The 18413-nt window shown below is 62.7% G+C and carries 16 protein-coding genes; 9 read left to right on the top strand and 7 right to left on the bottom strand.

Annotated elements, in window-relative coordinates; all coding sequences use genetic code 11:
- Positions 1-83 precede the first annotated feature (83 nt).
- Entirely contained in the window at positions 84-734 is a 651-nt protein-coding gene (gene purN, locus CDV44_RS25305; RefSeq protein ID WP_087691392.1) for a phosphoribosylglycinamide formyltransferase, read from the bottom strand.
- Positions 735-955: 221 nt separating this feature from the next.
- Here purN and CDV44_RS25300 point away from each other — a divergent pair, with 221 nt between their 5' ends.
- From CDV44_RS25300 to dut, 7 genes are all read left to right on the top strand, one after another.
- On the top strand, positions 956-1948 hold the full coding sequence (locus CDV44_RS25300; protein WP_087691391.1) for a bifunctional riboflavin kinase/FAD synthetase: 993 nt from the start codon (positions 956-958) through the stop codon (positions 1946-1948).
- Between the two features lie 160 nt (positions 1949-2108).
- A complete protein-coding gene (gene ileS, locus CDV44_RS25295) occupies positions 2109-4946 on the top strand; it encodes an isoleucine--tRNA ligase (protein ID WP_087691390.1) in 2838 nt (945 codons plus the stop codon).
- Entirely contained in the window at positions 4946-5503 is a 558-nt protein-coding gene (gene lspA / locus CDV44_RS25290) for a signal peptidase II (protein WP_170936100.1), read from the top strand. The genes ileS and lspA overlap by 1 nt, the downstream gene beginning before the upstream one ends.
- Positions 5504-5638: 135 nt before the next feature.
- Entirely contained in the window at positions 5639-6841 is a 1203-nt protein-coding gene (gene coaBC, locus CDV44_RS25285; RefSeq protein ID WP_087691389.1) for a bifunctional phosphopantothenoylcysteine decarboxylase/phosphopantothenate--cysteine ligase CoaBC, read from the top strand.
- 197 nt (positions 6842-7038) lie between these two features.
- Positions 7039-8256, top strand: a complete 1218-nt coding sequence (locus tag CDV44_RS25280; RefSeq protein WP_087691388.1) for an MFS transporter — start codon at positions 7039-7041, stop codon at positions 8254-8256.
- Positions 8257-8353: 97 nt separating this feature from the next.
- Positions 8354-9397 (top strand): LLM class flavin-dependent oxidoreductase, encoded by a 1044-nt coding sequence (locus tag CDV44_RS25275; RefSeq protein WP_087691387.1) that lies wholly within the window; start codon positions 8354-8356, stop codon positions 9395-9397.
- A gap of 30 nt (positions 9398-9427) precedes the next feature.
- Positions 9428-9874: a dUTP diphosphatase gene (gene dut / locus CDV44_RS25270; RefSeq protein ID WP_039367384.1), complete on the top strand. Its 447-nt coding sequence runs from the start codon at positions 9428-9430 to the stop codon at positions 9872-9874.
- A 127-nt stretch (positions 9875-10001) separates the two neighbouring features.
- Here dut and clpA read toward each other — a convergent pair whose 3' ends face one another.
- Together clpA and clpS are read right to left on the bottom strand one after the other, a co-directional pair.
- Positions 10002-12299, bottom strand: a complete 2298-nt coding sequence (clpA, locus tag CDV44_RS25265) for an ATP-dependent Clp protease ATP-binding subunit ClpA (RefSeq protein ID WP_087691386.1) — start codon at positions 12297-12299, stop codon at positions 10002-10004.
- Positions 12296-12610, bottom strand: coding sequence for an ATP-dependent Clp protease adapter ClpS (gene clpS / locus CDV44_RS25260; protein WP_010807118.1), 315 nt, complete (start codon positions 12608-12610; stop codon positions 12296-12298). Before clpS ends, clpA begins: the two co-directional genes overlap by 4 nt.
- Positions 12611-13053: 443 nt before the next feature.
- On the opposite strand from clpS, the gene CDV44_RS25255 reads away from it, so the two are divergent.
- Positions 13054-13260: a cold-shock protein gene (locus CDV44_RS25255; protein WP_058375799.1), complete on the top strand. Its 207-nt coding sequence runs from the start codon at positions 13054-13056 to the stop codon at positions 13258-13260.
- Positions 13261-13890: 630 nt separating this feature from the next.
- Here the strand turns inward: CDV44_RS25255 and CDV44_RS25250 are convergent.
- The 4 genes from CDV44_RS25250 to CDV44_RS25235 form a co-directional block, all read right to left on the bottom strand.
- Positions 13891-14205 (bottom strand): non-heme iron oxygenase ferredoxin subunit, encoded by a 315-nt coding sequence (locus CDV44_RS25250; protein WP_087691385.1) that lies wholly within the window; start codon positions 14203-14205, stop codon positions 13891-13893.
- 12 nt (positions 14206-14217) lie between these two features.
- Positions 14218-14691 carry an aromatic-ring-hydroxylating dioxygenase subunit beta gene (locus tag CDV44_RS25245; protein ID WP_087691384.1) on the bottom strand — a complete coding sequence of 158 codons (474 nt, stop codon included), beginning with the start codon at positions 14689-14691 and terminating at the stop codon, positions 14218-14220.
- Positions 14692-14705: 14 nt separating this feature from the next.
- Positions 14706-16046: an aromatic ring-hydroxylating dioxygenase subunit alpha gene (locus CDV44_RS25240; RefSeq protein ID WP_249277710.1), complete on the bottom strand. Its 1341-nt coding sequence runs from the start codon at positions 16044-16046 to the stop codon at positions 14706-14708.
- Between the two features lie 78 nt (positions 16047-16124).
- Positions 16125-17225, bottom strand: a complete 1101-nt coding sequence (locus tag CDV44_RS25235) for a 2Fe-2S iron-sulfur cluster-binding protein (RefSeq protein WP_087691382.1) — start codon at positions 17223-17225, stop codon at positions 16125-16127.
- 239 nt (positions 17226-17464) lie between these two features.
- Here CDV44_RS25235 and CDV44_RS25230 point away from each other — a divergent pair, with 239 nt between their 5' ends.
- Positions 17465-18385 (top strand): LysR family transcriptional regulator, encoded by a 921-nt coding sequence (locus tag CDV44_RS25230; protein ID WP_087691381.1) that lies wholly within the window; start codon positions 17465-17467, stop codon positions 18383-18385.
- Positions 18386-18413 lie beyond the last annotated feature (28 nt).

Below are 18413 nucleotides of genomic sequence, written 5' to 3'. Positions count from 1 at the left end.
GCGCTCCTTCGTCTCGGACGACTTGCCGCCTGAGCGGTTACCGGATTGATTTGCGCCATCGCGGCGCTGTGTCGGACGGGTGCTCATGCGTTCTCACCAAAAAGCCATTGCGGATCGGGCGTGCCATCGGCGGCGGGTTTGACTGTCACGCGGCCATCGGCCACGACCAGACGGTCTTCCACGAACCACCGCACAGCGCGCGGATAAATGATGTGTTCCAGCGGAAGAATACGCTCGGCCAGTGCCTCGGGCGTGTCTCCGGCGATGACCGGCACGGCCGCTTGCAGCACGAACGGGCCGTGATCGAGCTCGGCCGTCACGAAGTGCACGGTCGCGCCGACGATCTTGCAGCCGGCTTCCAGCGCCCGTGCGTGGGTCTGCAAGCCCGGAAACGCGGGCAGCAGCGACGGATGGATATTCACGAGGCGTCCGGCGTACCGCTCGGTGAATTCAGGCGTCAGAATGCGCATGAAACCGGCAAGCACGACCAGATCGGGTTGGAGGCGGTCGATTTCGGCGGCGAGTTCGCCGTCGAAAACTTCGCGGGTCTTGCCGCGGCTGGGGACGACGGCGGTGGCGATGCCGTTCTCGCGGGCAAAGGCGAGGCCCTCGGCCTCGTCGCGGTTGGCGATGACAGCAGCCACGCGGGCTGGCCAGCCTTCCTCAGTACAGGCACGGACGATGGCCTCCATATTGCTGCCACGTCCGGAAATCAGGATGACAATGTTCTTCATCGCCGGATTTTATCATTGGCGCGCCGCACCAGACACGCGATCCGCGCCGCGAAGGCGCCGAAGCGTTTATAATTCAACGTTCTGCGGCGCCGCAATGTCGGATCGGCCGTCCTGTCAGGCACCCCGGGCCCGCCCCGCCGCCGCAGGCCGGCAGTCCCGGGCAGCGCCGCGCAGCTTACCCACCAACGTTCATCAACGTCCTGTACTGACGCTTCCTTATCGTGCGAGTCTTCCGGGGTCTACCCAACGCGCAAAGCAAAGCGCCCTGTGTGCTGACGATCGGCAATTTCGACGGCGTGCACCTCGGCCATCAGGCCCTGCTCGCGCGCGTGCGCGCCGCAGCGGCTGCGCGCGGCCTGCCGGTATGCGTGATGACGTTCGAGCCCCATCCCCGCGAATACTTCTCCCCTGACAAGGCGCCCGCGCGCATCTCGAACTTGCGCGACAAGTTCGAAGCACTGCGCGCGCACGGCGTCGACCGGCTGGTGGTCGAACACTTCAACGCCCATTTCGCCGGTCAGTCGCCCGAAGACTTCGTTCGCAACATCATTGTGGACGGCCTGCATACGCGCTGGCTGCTCGTCGGCGACGACTTCCGCTTCGGCGCCAAACGCGCCGGCGATATCGAGTACCTGCGCGAAGCGGGCCGCCAGCACGACTTCGTCGTCCAGCAAATGCCGACGATCGCCCATGACGGCGTGCGCATCTCCAGCTCGGAAGTGCGTGCCGCGCTCGCCGACGGCAACTTCGAGCGCGCCCATGCGCTGCTCGGTCGCCCGTACGCGATCTCCGGCCACGTCGTGCATGGCATGAAGCTCGGGCGCAAGCTCGGCTTCCCGACGCTCAACATTCGTATCGCACACAAACACCCGGCCCTCGCGGGCATTTTCGTCGTGCAGGTGCATGGGCTGGCCGCCACGCCGCTGCCCGCCGTGGCGAGCCTCGGCCTGCGCCCGACCGTCGACGATTCGGGGCGTGTGCTGCTGGAAGTGCATCTGCTGGACTTCGCGGGCGATTGCTACGGCAAACTCGTGCGCGTGGAATTTTTGCAGAAGCTGCGAGACGAAGCCAAATTCGACGGTCTGGCCGAACTCGAAGCCGCCATCGCGCAGGACACGCGCGAGGCACGTGCCTATTTCGCCCATGCGCTCGACGCCAACGGCCCGAGCGCACGACGCGACTTCGCCACCTCGGCCACTGACCGAATTAGTTGATCTTCGCCCGCGTGCTCCGGCGCTTCGCGTCGCGCGCGCGGCCCGCTGCCGCCTCTGGCATACGTCGTCGCCAAGCGTCCTACCGGCCCCGCCGGCCGGCACGCGACGCACACGGCACCAGCGCCCCACACCGATTTCCAAAAATTCGTAGCGAAGCACCATGAGCGAAAAGAAAGCCCCGAGCAAGTACCCCGTCAATCTGCTGGATACGCCGTTCCCGATGCGCGGCGATCTGCCCAAGCGCGAGCCGCAATGGGTCAAGCAATGGCAGGACAAGAAGATCTACGACAAGATCCGCAAAGCCAGCAAGGGCCGGCCGAAGTTCATCCTGCATGACGGCCCGCCGTATGCCAACGGTGACATCCACCTTGGCCACGCGGTCAACAAGATCCTGAAGGACATGATCGTCAAGGCGCGCAGCCTTGCCGGTTTCGACGCCGCGTATGTGCCGGGCTGGGACTGCCACGGCATGCCGATCGAAATCCAGATCGAAAAGCAGTTCGGCAAGCACCTTCCCGTGCGTGAAGTGCAGGAAAAGGCGCGCGCCTACGCCGCCGAGCAGATCGAGCGTCAGAAGCCCAACTTCAAGCGTCTGGGCGTGCTGGGCGACTGGGACAACCCGTACAAGACCATGAACTTCACGAACGAAGCCGATGAGCTTCGTGCGCTCGCGAAGATCATGGAGAACGGCTACGTCTACCGGGGTCTGAAGCCGGTGAACTGGTGCTTCGACTGCGGCTCGGCACTGGCCGAAGCGGAAGTCGAGTACAAGGACAAGACCGATCTGGCCATCGACGTCGGCTTCGCCTTCGCCGAACCGGAGAAGGTCGCCAAGGCGTTCGGTCTGGCCAAGCTGCCGACGGACACGGGCTACATCGTCATCTGGACGACCACGCCGTGGACCATCCCGTCGAACCAGGCGCTGAACGTGCACCCGGAAGTCGAGTACGCACTGGTGTCGACCGAGCGCGGCCTGCTGATCCTCGCCACCGACCGTGTCGAAGACTGCCTGAAGACCTACGGCCTGCATGGCGAAATCATCGCGAAGACGAAGGGTGAAGCCCTTTCGCTGATCCGTTTCCGTCACCCGCTGGCAACGGCCGACGCCGGCTACGAACGCACCTCGCCGATCTACCTCGGCGACTACGTGACGACCGACACGGGTACCGGCATCGTGCACTCGGCCCCGGCCTACGGTGTGGAAGACTTTTTGTCGTGCAAGGCGCACGACATGCCCGATTCGGAAATCCGCATGCCGGTGCTCGGCGACGGCCGCTATCAGGACAGCCTGCCGCTGTTTGGCGGTCAGTCGATCTGGGACGCGAACCCGCACATCGTCGACGCGCTGCGCGAAGCCGGCACCCTGTTCCACTCGTTCAAGTACACGCACAGCTACATGCACTGCTGGCGCCACAAGACGCCGATCATCTACCGCGCGACGAACCAATGGTTCGCCGGCATGGATGTAACGCCGGTCGAAGGCGCGCCGGGTGACGGCAAGACGCTGCGCGAGATCGCGCTCGCCGGTATCGAAGCGACCGAGTTCTTCCCGGCGTGGGGCAAGCAGCGCCTGCACAACATGATCGCGCACCGCCCGGACTGGACGCTCTCGCGCCAGCGCCAATGGGGTGTGCCGATGGCCTTCTTCGTGCACAAGGAAACCGGCGCGCTGCATCCGCGCACGCCCGAGTTGCTCGAAGCCATCGCCAAGCGCGTGGAAATCGAAGGCATCGAAGCCTGGCAGACGCTCGACCCGGTGGAACTGCTGGGCGATGAAGCCAAGGATTACGTGAAGAACCGCGACACGCTCGACGTGTGGTTCGACTCGGGCACGACGCACTGGCACGTGCTGCGCGGCTCGCACGCGCATGAACTGGGCTTCCCGGCTGATCTGTATCTGGAAGGCTCGGACCAGCACCGTGGCTGGTTCCATTCGTCGCTGCTGACCGCCTCGATGCTCGACGGCCGCCCGCCGTACAAGGCGCTGCTCACGCACGGCTTCACCGTCGACGGTCAGGGCCGCAAGATGTCGAAGTCGATCGGCAACACGATCCTGCCGCAGGACGTCGCCGACAAGCTGGGCGCGGAAATCATCCGCCTGTGGGTGGCGTCGACCGATTACTCGGGCGAGCTGTCGATCTCGGACGAAATTCTCAAGCGCGTGACCGAAGGGTATCGCCGCATTCGCAACACGCTGCGCTTCCTGCTCGCGAATCTGGCCGACTACGACCACGCGAAGCATGCGATGCCGGCCGATCAGTGGCTGGAGATCGACCGCTACGCCGTCGCGCTCGCGAATTCGCTGCAAACCGAAGTGCTCGGCCACTACGACCGCTATGAATTTCACCCGGTCGTGTCCAAGCTCCAGACGTTCTGCTCGGAAGACCTCGGCGGCTTCTACCTCGACATCCTGAAGGACCGCCTCTATACGAGCGCCCCGGATGCCCCGGCCCGCCGTGCCGCGCAAAACGCGCTGTATCACATCACGCACGGCCTGCTCAAGCAGATGGCCCCGTTCCTGTCGTTCACGGCGGAAGAAGCGTGGCAGGTGTTCCAGCCGGGCAACGACACGATCTTCACTGAAACGTATTACCAGTATCCGGAAGTGGCCGAGAGCACCCGACTGCTCGAAAAGTGGTTCCTGCTGCGCAACGTGCGCGGCGACGTCACGAAGGCACTCGAAGAAGCCCGCGCCGCCGAGCAGATCGGTTCGTCGTTGCAGGCCGAAGTGGAAGTGCGCGTGGCGGGCCGCAAGTTCGACGTGCTGGCCAGCCTCGGCGACGATCTGCGCTTCGTGCTGATCACGTCGGCAGCCACCGTCAAACAAGTGGCCGGCGACGCCGATGAAGGCGTGGTCGTCACACCTTCGACGCATCAGAAGTGCGAGCGTTGCTGGCACTATCGTTTCGACGTGGGTTCGGACGCAGAACATCCGACCTTGTGCGGCCGCTGCGTGTCGAATCTGTTCGGCAGCGGCGAACACCGGAGCGCGGCATAATGGCTGGCAAAGCAGGCGCTCGTTCGGGCGCAAGACGTAACAACGGTAGCAATGGCAATGGCGGCGGTGCCCGCATCGGCACCACGCTGGGTCTGGCCCCGTGGCTCGGGATTGCGGTCATCGCGATTCTGCTCGATCAGGTCACCAAGCTCACCATTCTGAAGACGTTCCAGTACGGCGAATTCCACCCGCTGACCTCGTTCTTCAATCTGGTGCTGGTGTACAACAAGGGCGCAGCGTTCAGCTTTCTGGCCGCTGCGGGCGGGTGGCAACGCTGGTTCTTCACGTTGCTCGGCGTGGTCGCGGCGGTGGTCATCATGTGGCTGCTCAAGCGTCACAACGGCCAGAAGATGTTCTGCCTGTCGCTCTCGCTGATTCTGGGCGGCGCGCTCGGGAACGTGATCGACCGTGTGATCTATGGCCATGTGATCGACTTTCTCGACTTTCACGTCGGTGGCTGGCATTGGCCGGCGTTCAACGTGGCCGACTCGGCCATTTGTGTGGGCGCCGTGCTGCTGGTGATCGACGAGTTGCGACGCGTGCGGCGCGGCAAGTAGCCACGCCACAGCAGCATCTGCGGCACGGTTCGCGGGGGGGTAGCGTAAAACAGCATCACACCCCGTCGAACCGATGCCACCACCGTCGCGGCGCCCAGGAGGCGCCGCGCGGCACTTTGGAGGAGGCATTTTCAAATGGAACTTGCGGGCAAGACCATCGTCCTCGGACTCACCGGCGGCATCGCCTGCTACAAGTCTGCCGAACTCACGCGACTGTTCATCAAGGCAGGCGCGACCGTGCAGGTCGTCATGACCGACGCCGCCACGCAGTTCATCACCCCGCTCACGATGCAGGCGCTCTCCGGGCGGCCGGTGTTTACCAGCCAGTGGGATAACCGCGTCGACAACAACATGGCGCACATCGACCTCTCACGCGAGGCCGACGCCATTCTCATCGCCCCCGCCTCCACCGACTTTCTCGCCAAGCTCGCGCACGGCATGGCCGACGATCTGCTCTCCACGCTGTGCGTGGCACGCGACTGTCCGCTGCTGGTAGCGCCCGCGATGAACCGGCAGATGTGGGGCAACCCGGCGACGCAACGCAACGCGGCGACCCTGCGCGGCGACGGGGTGACAATTCTCGGCCCCGACAGCGGCGATCAGGCGTGCGGCGAAGTCGGCGATGGCCGCATGCTCGAGCCGGAAGACATCTTTGAAGCCGTCGTCGGCTTCTTTAGCCCCAAACGGCTGGCAGGCCGGCGCGTGCTGATTACTGCCGGACCGACCTTCGAGCCGATCGACCCGGTGCGCGGCCTGACCAATCTGTCGAGCGGCAAAATGGGGTTCGCCATCGCACGGGCCGCGGCGCAAGCCGGTGCCGATGTGCATCTGGTGGCAGGCCCAACCGCACTCGCGACGCCGTACGGCGTGACGCGCAGCAACGTGCAGACGGCGCAGCAGATGTACGACCGCGTGCTCGCCGACGCGTCGCATAGCGACATCTTCATCGCCGTGGCGGCCGTGGCCGACTGGCGTGTGCGCGAGGTTGCGCACGACAAGATCAAGAAGACGGGCGATGCCGACGTGCCCACGCTCGAATTCGTGCAGAACCCGGACATTCTCGCGGCCGTGGCACAACTGCCCAAACCGCCGTATTGCGTTGGGTTCGCGGCCGAATCGGGTGATCTGGAAAAGCATGGTGCCGAGAAGCGCCGTCGCAAACAGGTGCCGCTGCTCGTGGGCAACCTGGGCCCGGCCACGTTCGGACAGGACGACAACGAAGTCATCCTCTTCGACGACGCCGGTCAGAAGCGCCTGCCGCGCGCCGACAAGCAATCGCTGGCCCGCAGCCTGATCGTCGAGATCGCCGCACGACTGCCTTCGCGCGCGCCCGGCTGAGCGCCCGCACGCGCCTGAGTACCTGAGCATGCCCCTACTGGCCTCGCGGCTGTCATCGTCGTTGTCCGGCGACGGTGACACACTGGCAACTCGCCACGGTTGCCCCGCGATGTTGGCCACGTTTCTATCGCATTTTTCGCTTTAATCGCATCACTGCCCCCATCGACTCCCGGGGGCCGCACACGATAACAATCAAAATGACGCAACCCGCTCCAACGTCGCGGCCAGTCGTCAGTGTCTACGGGACACTGAGCATGCTGGCCGCCATCATGTTCTTCGGCTTCATGACCATCGGCATGCCGCTGCCCGTGCTGCCGGTGTATGTCCACGAAACACTCGGCTACGGCTCGTTCGTCGTCGGCGTGACTATCGGTATCCAGTCGGTCGTGACGCTGCTGCTGCGCTCGTACGCCGGACGCACCGTCGACACCCGTGGCCCGCGCCGTGCCGTGCTGACGGGGTTGTGCGGCTGTGCCGCCGCCGGGGTGTTGTATTTGATCGCCTCAATGATCCCGAATCCCACGCTCGCGCTGGGCGTGTTGTTTGCCGGACGCGTCGTGCTCGGCTTCGGCGAAAGTCTGCTGCTCACCGGCGGCATGTCGTGGGGCATCGGCCTGCTTGGCGCGGCCCACGCCAGCAAGGCCATCTCATGGCAAGGCGTGTCGATGTACACGGCGATTGCCGTGGGGGCACCGTTCGGCGCCTATCTGCTCGAATCGGCCGGGTTCACCGTCGTGGCGCTGGTCAGCATTGTCGTGCCTGCGATCTCCTTCACCATTGCGCTGCGCCTGCCCGCTGCCGCGCCGGTCGGCGGCACCCGTTTGCCGTTCCTGCGGGTGGTTGGCCTCGTGTGGCGTCCGGGGCTGGCGATGACGCTCGGCAGCATCGGCTACGCCGTGATCGCGGCCTTCATCACGCTGTATTACGCCAGCCACGGCTGGACCGGTGCCGCCTACGCGCTCACGCTGTACAGCGGCTGCTTCATCGGCATGCGCGTTCTGTTTGCCCATGCGGTCGACCGCTTCGGTGGACGCCGCGTCGCAATGTGCTCGCTCGTGTTCAGCGCCCTCGGCCAGTTTCTGCTGTGGGGTGCCGTCCATCCGAACATGGCGCTGATCGGCGCCGGGTTGACCGGTCTCGGCTTCTCGCTGGTGTTTCCGGCGCTCGGCGTGGAAGCGCTGCGTTCGGTGCCGCCGCAAAATCGGGGCGCAGCACTGGCAGCCTATTCGGCCTTCTTCGATCTGGCGTTGGGTCTGATTGGACCGATGGCCGGGCTGGTCGCGAATTATTTCGGTTATGCCTCGATCTTTTTCTGCGGCGCGCTCGGCGGCATCGTCGCCATTCTGATGATCGCGCGCTTGCCCCACGCCAACGCGGACCACGCGCCGGTGGGTCCGGCTGGCGGCGGTCATTGAGCTGTTCGGAGAATTGTCGAGTTGCCGGTGCGTGCGAGCCTGCGGGAATTCCTGAACGCTCGCGACAGCACCAGATGATGCAAGGAGCATCGATTCCATGACGCAAACCCGCAATCGCATCAAACTCTCGGTGCTCGATCAGACACCGGTGATTCACGGCCATAGCGCCGCAGATGCCATCGCCGCCACGGTCGAGTTGGCCCAAGCCGCCGACGATCTCGGCTACACGCGCTACTGGTGCGCGGAACACCACGGCCTGCGTGGCGTGGCCAACCCTGCCCCCGAAGTCATGATCGCGCGGCTGGCCAGCGTGACCAAACGTCTGCGCGTCGGGTCCGGCGGCGTGATGCTGCCGTATTACAGCCCGTTCAAGCTTGCTGAGCAATTTCTGATGCTCGAAGCGCTGTTTCCGAATCGCATCGACCTCGGCGTCGGGCGAGCACCCGGTGGCGACATGCGCACCGCACGCGCCGTCGCCAAAGGGCCCTACGATGCAGGCGAGCACTTTCCGCAGCAAGTGGAGGAACTGGCCCGTCTCTTCGACGGCACCCTGCCCGACGATCACCCGTATCGCGGCGTGCTGCTGCAACCGGCCGTCGAAACGCGTCCGGAGCTATGGGTGCTGGGGTCGAGTGAATTCGGTGGATTGCTCGCCGCACAACTCGGGTTGCGCTACTGCTTTGCGCACTTCATCAATGCGCACTACGGCCATCGCGTGACCGAGGCGTATCGTGAGCGCTTTACGCCGGGACAGCTCGACAAGCCCTACTGCTCGGTGGCGCTCTTCGTGATCTGCGCGGATACCGATGCCGAAGCCGAAGCCCTTGAAGCGGGTGTCGACCTGCGCCGCGTGCAGATGGCTTACGGCATGAACGAGCCGATTCCGAGCCTTGAGCAAGGCGCGGATGCCAAGCCGCAATATCGTGACCGCGAGTTGTCGGTGATCGCGCGCGAGAAGCCCCGTAGTATCATCGGCACCCCGGAACGCGTGACCGCTCGCGTGCTCGAGTTGCAGGAGCAGTTCGACGCCGACGAGATCATCGTGCTGACGGTGGCCGGCAGTTACCGCGCCCGTCTGCGCTCGCATGAATTGCTGGCGCAAGCGTTCTCGCTATCGGCATCCGACGGTGCCTCCGACTGATTTTTTTCTGAATTACGCCAAGCCTACGCCATGAAACTCGACGTCAAGATCCTCGACGAACGCCTTCGCTCGCAGCTCCCCGCCTACGCCACGCCGGGTAGCGCCGGGCTCGATCTGCGCGCGTGCCTCGACGCACCGCTCACCATCGCCCCGGGCCAGACCGTGCTCGTGCCGACGGGTCTGGCGATCCATCTGGCCGATTCGGGCTATGCCGCGCTGATTCTGCCGCGCTCGGGCCTCGGCCATAAGCACGGCATCGTGCTCGGCAATCTGGTCGGGCTGATCGACTCGGATTATCAGGGCCAGTTGATGGTCTCGACGTGGAACCGCGGCAACGAGCCGTTCGTGCTGAACCCGTTCGAGCGTCTGGCGCAACTGGTGATCGTGCCGGTCGTGCAGGCCGAGTTCAACCTCGTGGACGAATTCCCCGAGAGCGATCGCGGTGCCGGTGGCTTCGGCAGCACGGGCAAGCATTAAGTATGTGACGCCACACCGCGTGGTTTGCGGCTGACGCGCCCATGAAAAAACGCCGCATATCGCGGCGTTTTTTCTTTCCAGCAGGTTCGTCGGCGCATCGCTGACCGGCTTGCTCGGCTTACTCGGCTTACTCGACTTCGGCAGCTTCCGGTTCCGAGCGGGCGTTGCCGTCCTCGGGGAACGACAGTTGCACCTGATCGTGCTCGTCGAGATCGACGGTCACACGGCCGCCGGTCGTCAGACGCCCGAAGAGCAATTCGTCGGCCAGTGCACGACGAATCGTGTCCTGAATCAGACGCTGCATCGGTCGGGCACCCATCAACGGATCGAAACCCTTCTTCGACAGATACGTGCGCAGTTTGTCGGTGAAGACAACTTCGACCTTCTTCTCGTGCAGCTGATCTTCCAGCTGGATGAGGAACTTGTCGACCACGCGCAGGATGATCTGCTCGTCGAGCGGCTTGAAGCTGATGATCGAGTCCAGACGGTTACGGAACTCCGGCGTGAACATCCGCTTGATGTCGGCCATTTCATCACCGGCCTGACGCTCGTTCGTGAAGCCGATGCTGGCGCGATTGATCGTCTCGGCACCCGCGTTCGTCGTCATGATGATGATGACGTTGCGGAAATCGGCCTTGCGCCCGTTGTTGTCCGTCAGCGTGCCGTGGTCCATCACCTGAAGCAGCACGTTGAAGATGTCCGGATGCGCCTTTTCGATTTCGTCGAGCAGCAGCACGCAATGCGGCTTCTTCGTAATCGCTTCGGTGAGCAGGCCGCCCTGATCGAAGCCCACGTAGCCCGGCGGCGCGCCGATCAAACGGCTGACCGCGTGGCGCTCCATGTACTCAGACATGTCGAAGCGAATCAGTTCGATACCGAGCGTGAAGGCCAGTTGCTTGGCGACTTCGGTCTTGCCGACCCCGGTCGGTCCCGAGAACAGGAACGCACCGATCGGCTTGTCCGTCTTGCCCAGCCCGGCGCGCGACATCTTGATGGCGGCCGCCAGCGCGTCGATGGCCGGGTCTTGCCCGAACACCACGCTCTTCAGGTCGCGATCCAGCGTCTGAAGCTTGCCGCGATCATCGGCGGACACGCTTTGCGGCGGGATGCGCGCGATCTTCGAGACGATCTCTTCGATCTCGCCCTTGCCGATGGTCTTCTTCTGTTTCGACTTTGGCAGGATGCGTTGCGCGGCACCTGCTTCGTCGATCACATCGATCGCCTTGTCCGGCAGATGACGGTCGGTGATGAACTTGGCCGACAACTCGGCGGCCGCCGACAGGGCACTCGACGAGTACTTCACGCCGTGGTGCTCTTCGAAGCGCGACTTGAGGCCGCGCAGGATCTGCACGGTTTGCTCGACGGTCGGCTCGTTCACATCGATCTTTTGGAAGCGGCGTGAAAGCGCTGCATCCTTCTCGAAAATGCCGCGATATTCGGTGAACGTGGTCGCGCCGATGCACTTCAACTGCCCCGACGACAGCGCCGGCTTGAGCAGGTTCGAGGCATCGAGCGTGCCGCCCGAGGCGGCACCTGCGCCAATCAGCGTGTGAATTTCGTCGATGAACAGAATCGCACCCGGGCGCTCTTTGAGTTCCTTGAGCACGGCCTTCAGGCGTTGCTCGAAGTCACCGCGATACTTCGTGCCGGCGAGCAGCGCGCCCATATCCAGCGAGAAGACCGTAGCGTCTTGCAGAATCTCGGGCACTTCGCCACGCGTGACGCGCCAGGCGAGGCCTTCGGCAATCGCCGTCTTGCCCACGCCGGCTTCACCCACGAGCAGCGGATTGTTCTTGCGGCGGCGGCACAGCACCTGCACCACGCGCTCGACTTCCGACTCGCGGCCGATCAGCGGATCGATCTTGCCGTCGCGTGCGAGCTGGTTGAGGTTCTGCGTGTACTGCGCCAGCGGACTTTCCTTGGCGCTCGCGCCCTCTTCACCCTCGGTGCTGCCTTCACCGGCCTTGGCCGACTCGCCCGCAGCACCAGTCTTGGTGATGCCGTGCGAGATGAAGTTGACGACATCCAGACGCGTCACGCCCTGCTGTTGCAGGTAGTAGACGGCATGGGAGTCTTTTTCACCGAAGATGGCCACCAGCACATTGGCACCGGTCACTTCCTTCTTACCGTTGGAAGTGGACTGGACGTGCATGATGGCGCGTTGAATCACGCGCTGGAAACCGAGCGTGGGCTGAGTGTCGACCTCGTCGCTGCCCGGCACCGTGGGCGTATTGTCCGCGATGAAGTTGCGCAGGTTCTGGCGCAAATCGTCTAGATTTGCGGCGCAGGCGCGCAGCACCTCGGCAGCGGTCGGGTTATCCAAGAGGGCGAGCAACAGGTGCTCGACCGTGATGAATTCATGTCTGGCCTGGCGCGCTTCCATAAACGCCATGTGCAGGCTGACTTCCAATTCCTGGGCAATCATGCTTCCTCCATCACGCACTGCAGCGGGTGCCCGGACTGCCTTGCATGGCTAACAACTTGCTCAACTTTGGTCGCCGCGACGTCGCGCGTGAAGACCCCACAAACTCCCCTGCCCTCTCGGTGGACCTTGAGCATGATCTGCGTTGCAGATTCCCGGTCCTTATTGAAATATTCCTGAATGACCATCACCACGAACTCCATCGGGGTGAAATCGTCGTTCAACAGTACCACCTTGTACATCGAAGGCGGCTTGAGCTGTTGCTCTTGCCGCTCCTGTACGGTGTCGTCATGCGTTGTCGGTAAGGTTGCCATACGTGGATTCTAAACAACTCCGGGGCGCAGGAAGCAATCGAAGCTCCTATTGCCGCCTGCCGCCGGTGTCCACCGGAATGCCAACACTCGCCAAATCGCCGCGTGCGTTGTCCAGCAAGGCGCCGCAGCCCCGACCACCGGGGGTGCCACACCCATATGAGTCAGCTTAACCCAAATTTCAAGGGCGTGTCGCGGCACTGCTTATGCCCTCCTAGATATAAGGGTAAAACCTGATCGAACTCATCTTCTATCGGCGAAAAAGGGCTTGACACTATTGGTAGTTAGCGAAAACAATCAACTTGGCGCTTTTCCTCTATAAGCGTTTTAAAAGAAAAGATGCCTGGGTGAGCCTAAGAAGCCGCCGCGACTAGTCGGCGGGTTTTTCAGATGTGCTCGTTGTTGCGGTGATATGTAGTAGTCGTAATTGTTTAGGGGAAGTTTGTATGGCAACCGGTACGGTCAAATGGTTTAACGATGCCAAGGGTTTTGGTTTCATCACGCCGGATGAAGGTGGCGAAGATCTGTTCGCTCACTTCTCGGCGATCCAGATGAACGGCTTCAAGACCCTGAAGGAAGGTCAGAAGGTGGTCTTCGAGGTGGTGCAAGGCCCCAAGGGCAAGCAGGCTTCGAACATTCAGGCACCGTCCTGATACGCTGAGCTTCAATGCATCGGAAACCCGGCTTCGGCCGGGTTTTTTATTGCGCCGCACAAAAGACTGCACCACCTTGAATCTTTTGGATCCGTTTTTGAATACAAACCGGAACGCAACTTTCCACTCAGCATTCTGCGCACGGCACAATTTATCTGCGTTTAATCGCTTATAAAACCCGCCACATAGCAATATTCCACTCAGTTATTAAAATAACGCCCATCGATCCTGAGTTGCGGAAATCAATTACGCAATTAGCTGAAAAGGCTAAGTATTCCTACGCAGGCGACTGTCTGACAACGACGGCGATATGCCACAGATAAGCGCCGGAAATAAATAGCTTTTTTAACGAATACGGGCGGACGAAAACGGCCTCAAACGCGAGGATGCCGTTTCATCGAAATGAGTCATATGTGTCATTCAATAAAACAATGAATCATATGCGCCAGCGCGCTGCGACTGGGCCACTGCCACTCCCCGCAGGACGTGAGCGCACGAAATCTTGTCGCGCAAACGCGACGGGCCGCCTTGCCGGCAGCCCGTTTGGACGATTTCCCCTAGACCGGTAACACCGGTCATCGGTCCGTCTATCCCAGAGACCCTTCGCCGGGTCGTCTTGTCGTCAAGTCGTCAGCCCAGGTCGACGTAGACCTTGCCGGCTTCGATCCGAATGGGATAAGTCTTCACCCCCTCGGTGAGCGGCGCGCACATGGCCGCACCGGTGCGCACGTCGAATTTGCCCTGATGCAGCGGGCATTCGATCTCGTGCCCCTCCAGAAACCCGTCGCACAAGCGCGCGTTCCCGTGAGTGCACACGTTATCGGTCGCGAACACCTCCCCGTCCACCCCGTACAGGGCAATGTCGCGCCCGCCCACCGCCAGGCCAACGACGTCGTCTTCGGGAATGGCGTCGCGTGGAGCCGCCTCGATCCAGTTACCGCTCATGGTGTCCTCGCTTCAGATCGGGTAGATCAGCGAGTTGGGAATCATCTCGCTGTCGAAAATGCACAACCGGGACGCGAATTTCCACCCGTCGCCGGTTCGTTTGACGATGTCCAGATAACGGCCGACCGACAGAATATCGGTGAGCTGATCCGGCTTGGTCCGAAAAACCGCGTAGTTCGATTCCACGTGCAGCGTGGTCTCATCGAGCGCCTTGATGCTCGGCAAGCCGATCACGTGACGCTGGTAGTACGGGTCATGAAAGAGCGTGTCGCGGATGCCGTAGATGCGGTCTTGCAGCATTCCTCGGCTCTCGAACGAGAGCGTCGCGAGGGGCAGTCCCATGTCGTAGTTCTCGCGTGGCTGCACGCGATAAATGCAGTCGTCGAGAAAGAACCCCGGCCACGCATCCCAATGCTGCGCATCGAGCGCCGCCGCATAGGCCGCATTGAGTTCGACAACGGCTTGAAACGTCACAAAGTCGACCATCTTCTCGTGTCTCCTCAAACGCCCATCACGCGGCGCCAATACGCGTACATGCCGCGAATCAGCGTCTCGGTCACCATGTGGTCGGTGTTCTCCACGCCCGTGCCGCCCAGTTCCGCGAGCACGCGGTGCCACGGCTTCTGCTCGAACCCTTCCTGCGAGCATTCGATCGCCTCGCCATCGTCGGCCGACACGAACCCTGCCGGCCCGAATAGGTTGGCCTGTCGCAAACGGCGCTGCGTCATCTCGTCGGTATCGTCTTCGAAGCCAAAGTGCGTCCACACGAAGTCGAACGAATCGTGGCCGCGCGGCTGGATGTGACGCGTAGAAACCGAGTTGACCTGCTGCTGAAGAATGACGCTGGGAAAGAGCGTCATGAGCACTGCCGTCGGCCCCTTCCACCAGTCTTCCTGCACGATGTCGAGAAAGCGCGTGTCGTTGAGCGACATCGTCTCCTTGAAGCTCGACACGCCCGAGGTCACCTCCCCGCCACCGCCCTGACCGCGCGTGGAGATCATCGCGGCGTGACGGCCGTGCGCGTCCATGACCAGACGTGACTTGTTGTCCGCACGCCAGAGCCCGAAGGTGACGAACCAGGTATGCAGCAGCCCCGGGTGATACGGGTCCTTGATGTTCTCCTGCATCAGCTTCCAGTTACCCGGAATGCGTTGCTTGTTGTAGCCGAGCAGCTTGAGCTTGCGCCCATCGAACAGGCGATCGAAGTACGCACCGATCTCGGGGCCGAGGAAGTCGTCGAGCGACTCGATGTCGTGATCGAACGACGCGAAGATCACACCGCCGCGTGTCGCCACCTTGAGCTTGGTGAGGCCGTGGTCTTCCGGCTTGAAGTCTTTCGGCATACCGCCGTTGACCTTGCCATCCTGCTTGACGCCGCGACGGAACGGCACGCCCTGAAGGTTGCCCTTGAGGTCGTAGTTCCACTGGTGATAGGGGCAGTGAAAATCGGTCCGATTGCCACGCTTCTCACGGCAGAATTTCATGCCACGATGCGCGCAGACGTTCTCGACCACATTGATGTCGCCGCTCGCATCACGCGTGACAATCACCGAGCGCTCGCCGATGACCGTTCGCTTGAAGTCACCGGGATTCGGCACTTCCGCTTCCAGCCCGACATAGTTCCAGTGGCCGCGATAGAAGCACTGTTCAAGCTCGCGCCGATACAGATCGGTATCCGTATAGACCCGAAACGGGATACGACTCGTGCCCTCGGCGGGCCAGATATCTGACGTGTCGTACGTGTCGTACGTGCCTGACACTTCAGACGCTGAAGATGCGGCCAACGGCTCTGACATTCCTGTCGACGCCGGATCGTGTCCGGTCTGCGGTGTTGTACTCACGGTTGTCTCCTTTGGGGAATTCACGAAGCGCGTGACGTCGGACGGCAACGACGCTGCGTCCCGATGCGTTGCAAAAAATCAAGCCGCCCGGGCATAGAAGGCGTCGGCGTAGATATGGCTGGCATCCATCCCGCGCCCGCGCAACAACGCCGTCGCAGCGTCGACCATCGGCGGCGCACCGCACAGGTACGCTCGCCACCCCGCCAAGGCCCCGGCGCCGGCAAAGTCGGCAGCAATGGCATCCGTCACGTGACCGAGTCGCGAGAGCGGGCTGCCGTCCTCGGCGGAGACAACGGGGGCGGCTGGGGTGGCGGCTGTAGCTTGGGCGCCAGACGCGGCCGATATGCCGACAGCCGATGCGCCACTCGTCGTCACGACGTGCAAGCGCAGGCTGCCGTCATGGCGCGCGGCCAGTTCACGCAACCACGCGAGGCCGTACACATCGGATGGCGAGCGCGCGCCCACGTAGATTTCGATGGGATTGGTCATGCCACGGGCAATCGCTCCGCGCACGATCGAAAGCACCGGGGCGAGTCCGGTGCCACCCGCCACGCACAGCATCGGGCCGTCATGGCGCGTGCGCAGATAAGACGTACCGAGCGGCCCCGACACACGCACGGCGTCGCCGACCTTCAGTTGCTCCGCGACGTATCCGGTAACCGCGCCACCCGGCACGCGCCGGATGTGAAATTCGAGCGTCCCGTCGGCATCGATCCCCGCCATCGAATACGGCCGGATGTGTTCCGGTGTGAATTGCAGCGTTGCGTATTGCCCCGGCGAAAAACTCAGGGGCTTGGCTGGCTTGAGTACCAGACGCTGGATGTCATGGGTGAGCGGCTCAATGGCGAGCACGGTCGCCTTGAGAATCTTTGCGGGGTGAACGACAACTTCGTCGATCTCCGGCAACTCGATCTCGCAGTCGCCGTGCACCGTTGCCTGACAAGCCAGCACGTAGCGGCCATCGGCGCTCGTGTCGTCATCGGTCCCGACGTTGTGCCGATACTCGTAGCCCCCGGTCTCTTGCACGTTGCCGGACACGACTTTGCAGCGGCACGTGCCGCAGCGCCCCGAGAGGCAGCTATACGAAATGGGGATCTGACGATCGGTGAGGGCTTTGAGCAGGTTGTCGCCGGGCACGGCGGCAAAACGCTCGCCGAGCGGTTGCACGCTGACTTCCATGGGGATTTGTCTCCGTTCTTTCGATACCCGCGGGCACCGTTTGTGGCGTTGTTACGCCGTTTGAACGAAGGATCGCGCACAGGGCGATATAAACCAATAGAATCTCGCTTATATCCTCCATAGATTTCAGTGATAACACTGGCAAGACGCTCCACATCGATACTTGCGCGGCATCGCCTCGCCGTCGTTATCGCCGTCGTTATCGCCGTCGTTATCGCGACTCGCCCCGACTGCCCGCCATGGACCTGCACACTGTCGATCTGAACCTGCTGGTGGTGTTCCAGCATCTTTACAACGCACGGCGCGTATCGCGGGTGGCGCAAGCCCTCGGCGTTACGCAGCCTGCTGTCAGCAATGCCCTCGCGCGCCTGCGCAAGTTGTTCAACGACGAGCTGTTTATCCGCACTTCGCGGGGCATGCTGCCGACGCCAATGGCCACCGAACTGGCCGAACCCGTGGCCGCAGCGCTCGACGCGCTGCACGGCGTGTTCAATCGTCAAGTGGCGTTCGACCCCGCGACAAGCCAGAAGGCGTTTCAGATTGCGATGACGGACATCGGTGAAGTGCACTTTCTGCCGCGCCTGATGCACGCACTCGGCGAGCAGGCCCCGGGCATTACGGTCAGCACCGTGCGCAATACGGCAATCAACTTGCAGGAGGAGATGGCGGCCGGACAGGTCGATCTGGCCGTCGGGCACCTGCCCGACCTGACCTCCGGCTTCTTTCAGCGACGACTCTTTCGACAGAAGTACGTCTGCATGTTCCGCCCCGGACACCCCCTCGATCGGCCCGATGACAGCAACACCAGCGCACTCTCACGCGACGATTTCGAGCTCGCCGAGCAGGTGGTTGTGGTGGCTGCCGGCACGGGCCACGGCCAAGTCGACGAGTTCATGGCGCGCGCGCACGTGCATCGCAACATTCGCCTGCGGGTGCCGCACTTCGTCGCATTGGCAGACATCCTGCACGCGACCGATCTCGTCGCGACGGTCACCGAGAAGTTTGCCCAGCGCAGCGCGCAGCACTTCGGCTTGCGCTATGTCTCGCACCCCATTGACGTGCCTGACATTCAGATCAATCTGTTCTGGCACGCGCGCTTTCATCAGGAACCAGCCAGTCAATGGATGCGTAACTTGCTGTTCGCGTTGTTTTCGGAATGAGGCACGCGGCGAGCGCGAGGACGGTGCG

Origin of the sequence: Pandoraea sp. PE-S2R-1 (assembly GCF_002179865.1) — a bacterium.
Taxonomy (GTDB): Bacteria; Pseudomonadota; Gammaproteobacteria; order Burkholderiales; family Burkholderiaceae; genus Pandoraea.
The sequence above is the reverse complement of the archived record's forward strand: the minus strand, read 5'-3'. Positions and strand labels throughout refer to the sequence as shown.

Bases quoted from the DNA above. Each gene is read 5' to 3' on its own strand.
- CDV44_RS25230 (WP_087691381.1), top strand. From the start codon at position 17,465: ATGGACCTGCACACTGTCGATCTGAACCTGCTGGTGGTGTTCCAGCAT.
- CDV44_RS25280 (WP_087691388.1), top strand. From the start codon at position 7,039: ATGACGCAACCCGCTCCAACGTCGCGGCCAGTCGTCAGTGTCTACGGG.
- dut (WP_039367384.1), top strand. From the start codon at position 9,428: ATGAAACTCGACGTCAAGATCCTCGACGAACGCCTTCGCTCGCAGCTC.
- CDV44_RS25250 (WP_087691385.1), bottom strand. From the start codon at position 14,205: ATGAGCGGTAACTGGATCGAGGCGGCTCCACGCGACGCCATTCCCGAA.
- CDV44_RS25235 (WP_087691382.1), bottom strand. From the start codon at position 17,225: ATGGAAGTCAGCGTGCAACCGCTCGGCGAGCGTTTTGCCGCCGTGCCC.
- clpA (WP_087691386.1), bottom strand. From the start codon at position 12,299: ATGATTGCCCAGGAATTGGAAGTCAGCCTGCACATGGCGTTTATGGAA.
- CDV44_RS25275 (WP_087691387.1), top strand. From the start codon at position 8,354: ATGACGCAAACCCGCAATCGCATCAAACTCTCGGTGCTCGATCAGACA.
- coaBC (WP_087691389.1), top strand. From the start codon at position 5,639: ATGGAACTTGCGGGCAAGACCATCGTCCTCGGACTCACCGGCGGCATC.
- ileS (WP_087691390.1), top strand. From the start codon at position 2,109: ATGAGCGAAAAGAAAGCCCCGAGCAAGTACCCCGTCAATCTGCTGGAT.
- purN (WP_087691392.1), bottom strand. From the start codon at position 734: ATGAAGAACATTGTCATCCTGATTTCCGGACGTGGCAGCAATATGGAG.
- CDV44_RS25255 (WP_058375799.1), top strand. From the start codon at position 13,054: ATGGCAACCGGTACGGTCAAATGGTTTAACGATGCCAAGGGTTTTGGT.
- CDV44_RS25245 (WP_087691384.1), bottom strand. From the start codon at position 14,691: ATGGTCGACTTTGTGACGTTTCAAGCCGTTGTCGAACTCAATGCGGCC.
- clpS (WP_010807118.1), bottom strand. From the start codon at position 12,610: ATGGCAACCTTACCGACAACGCATGACGACACCGTACAGGAGCGGCAA.
- lspA (WP_170936100.1), top strand. From the start codon at position 4,946: ATGGCTGGCAAAGCAGGCGCTCGTTCGGGCGCAAGACGTAACAACGGT.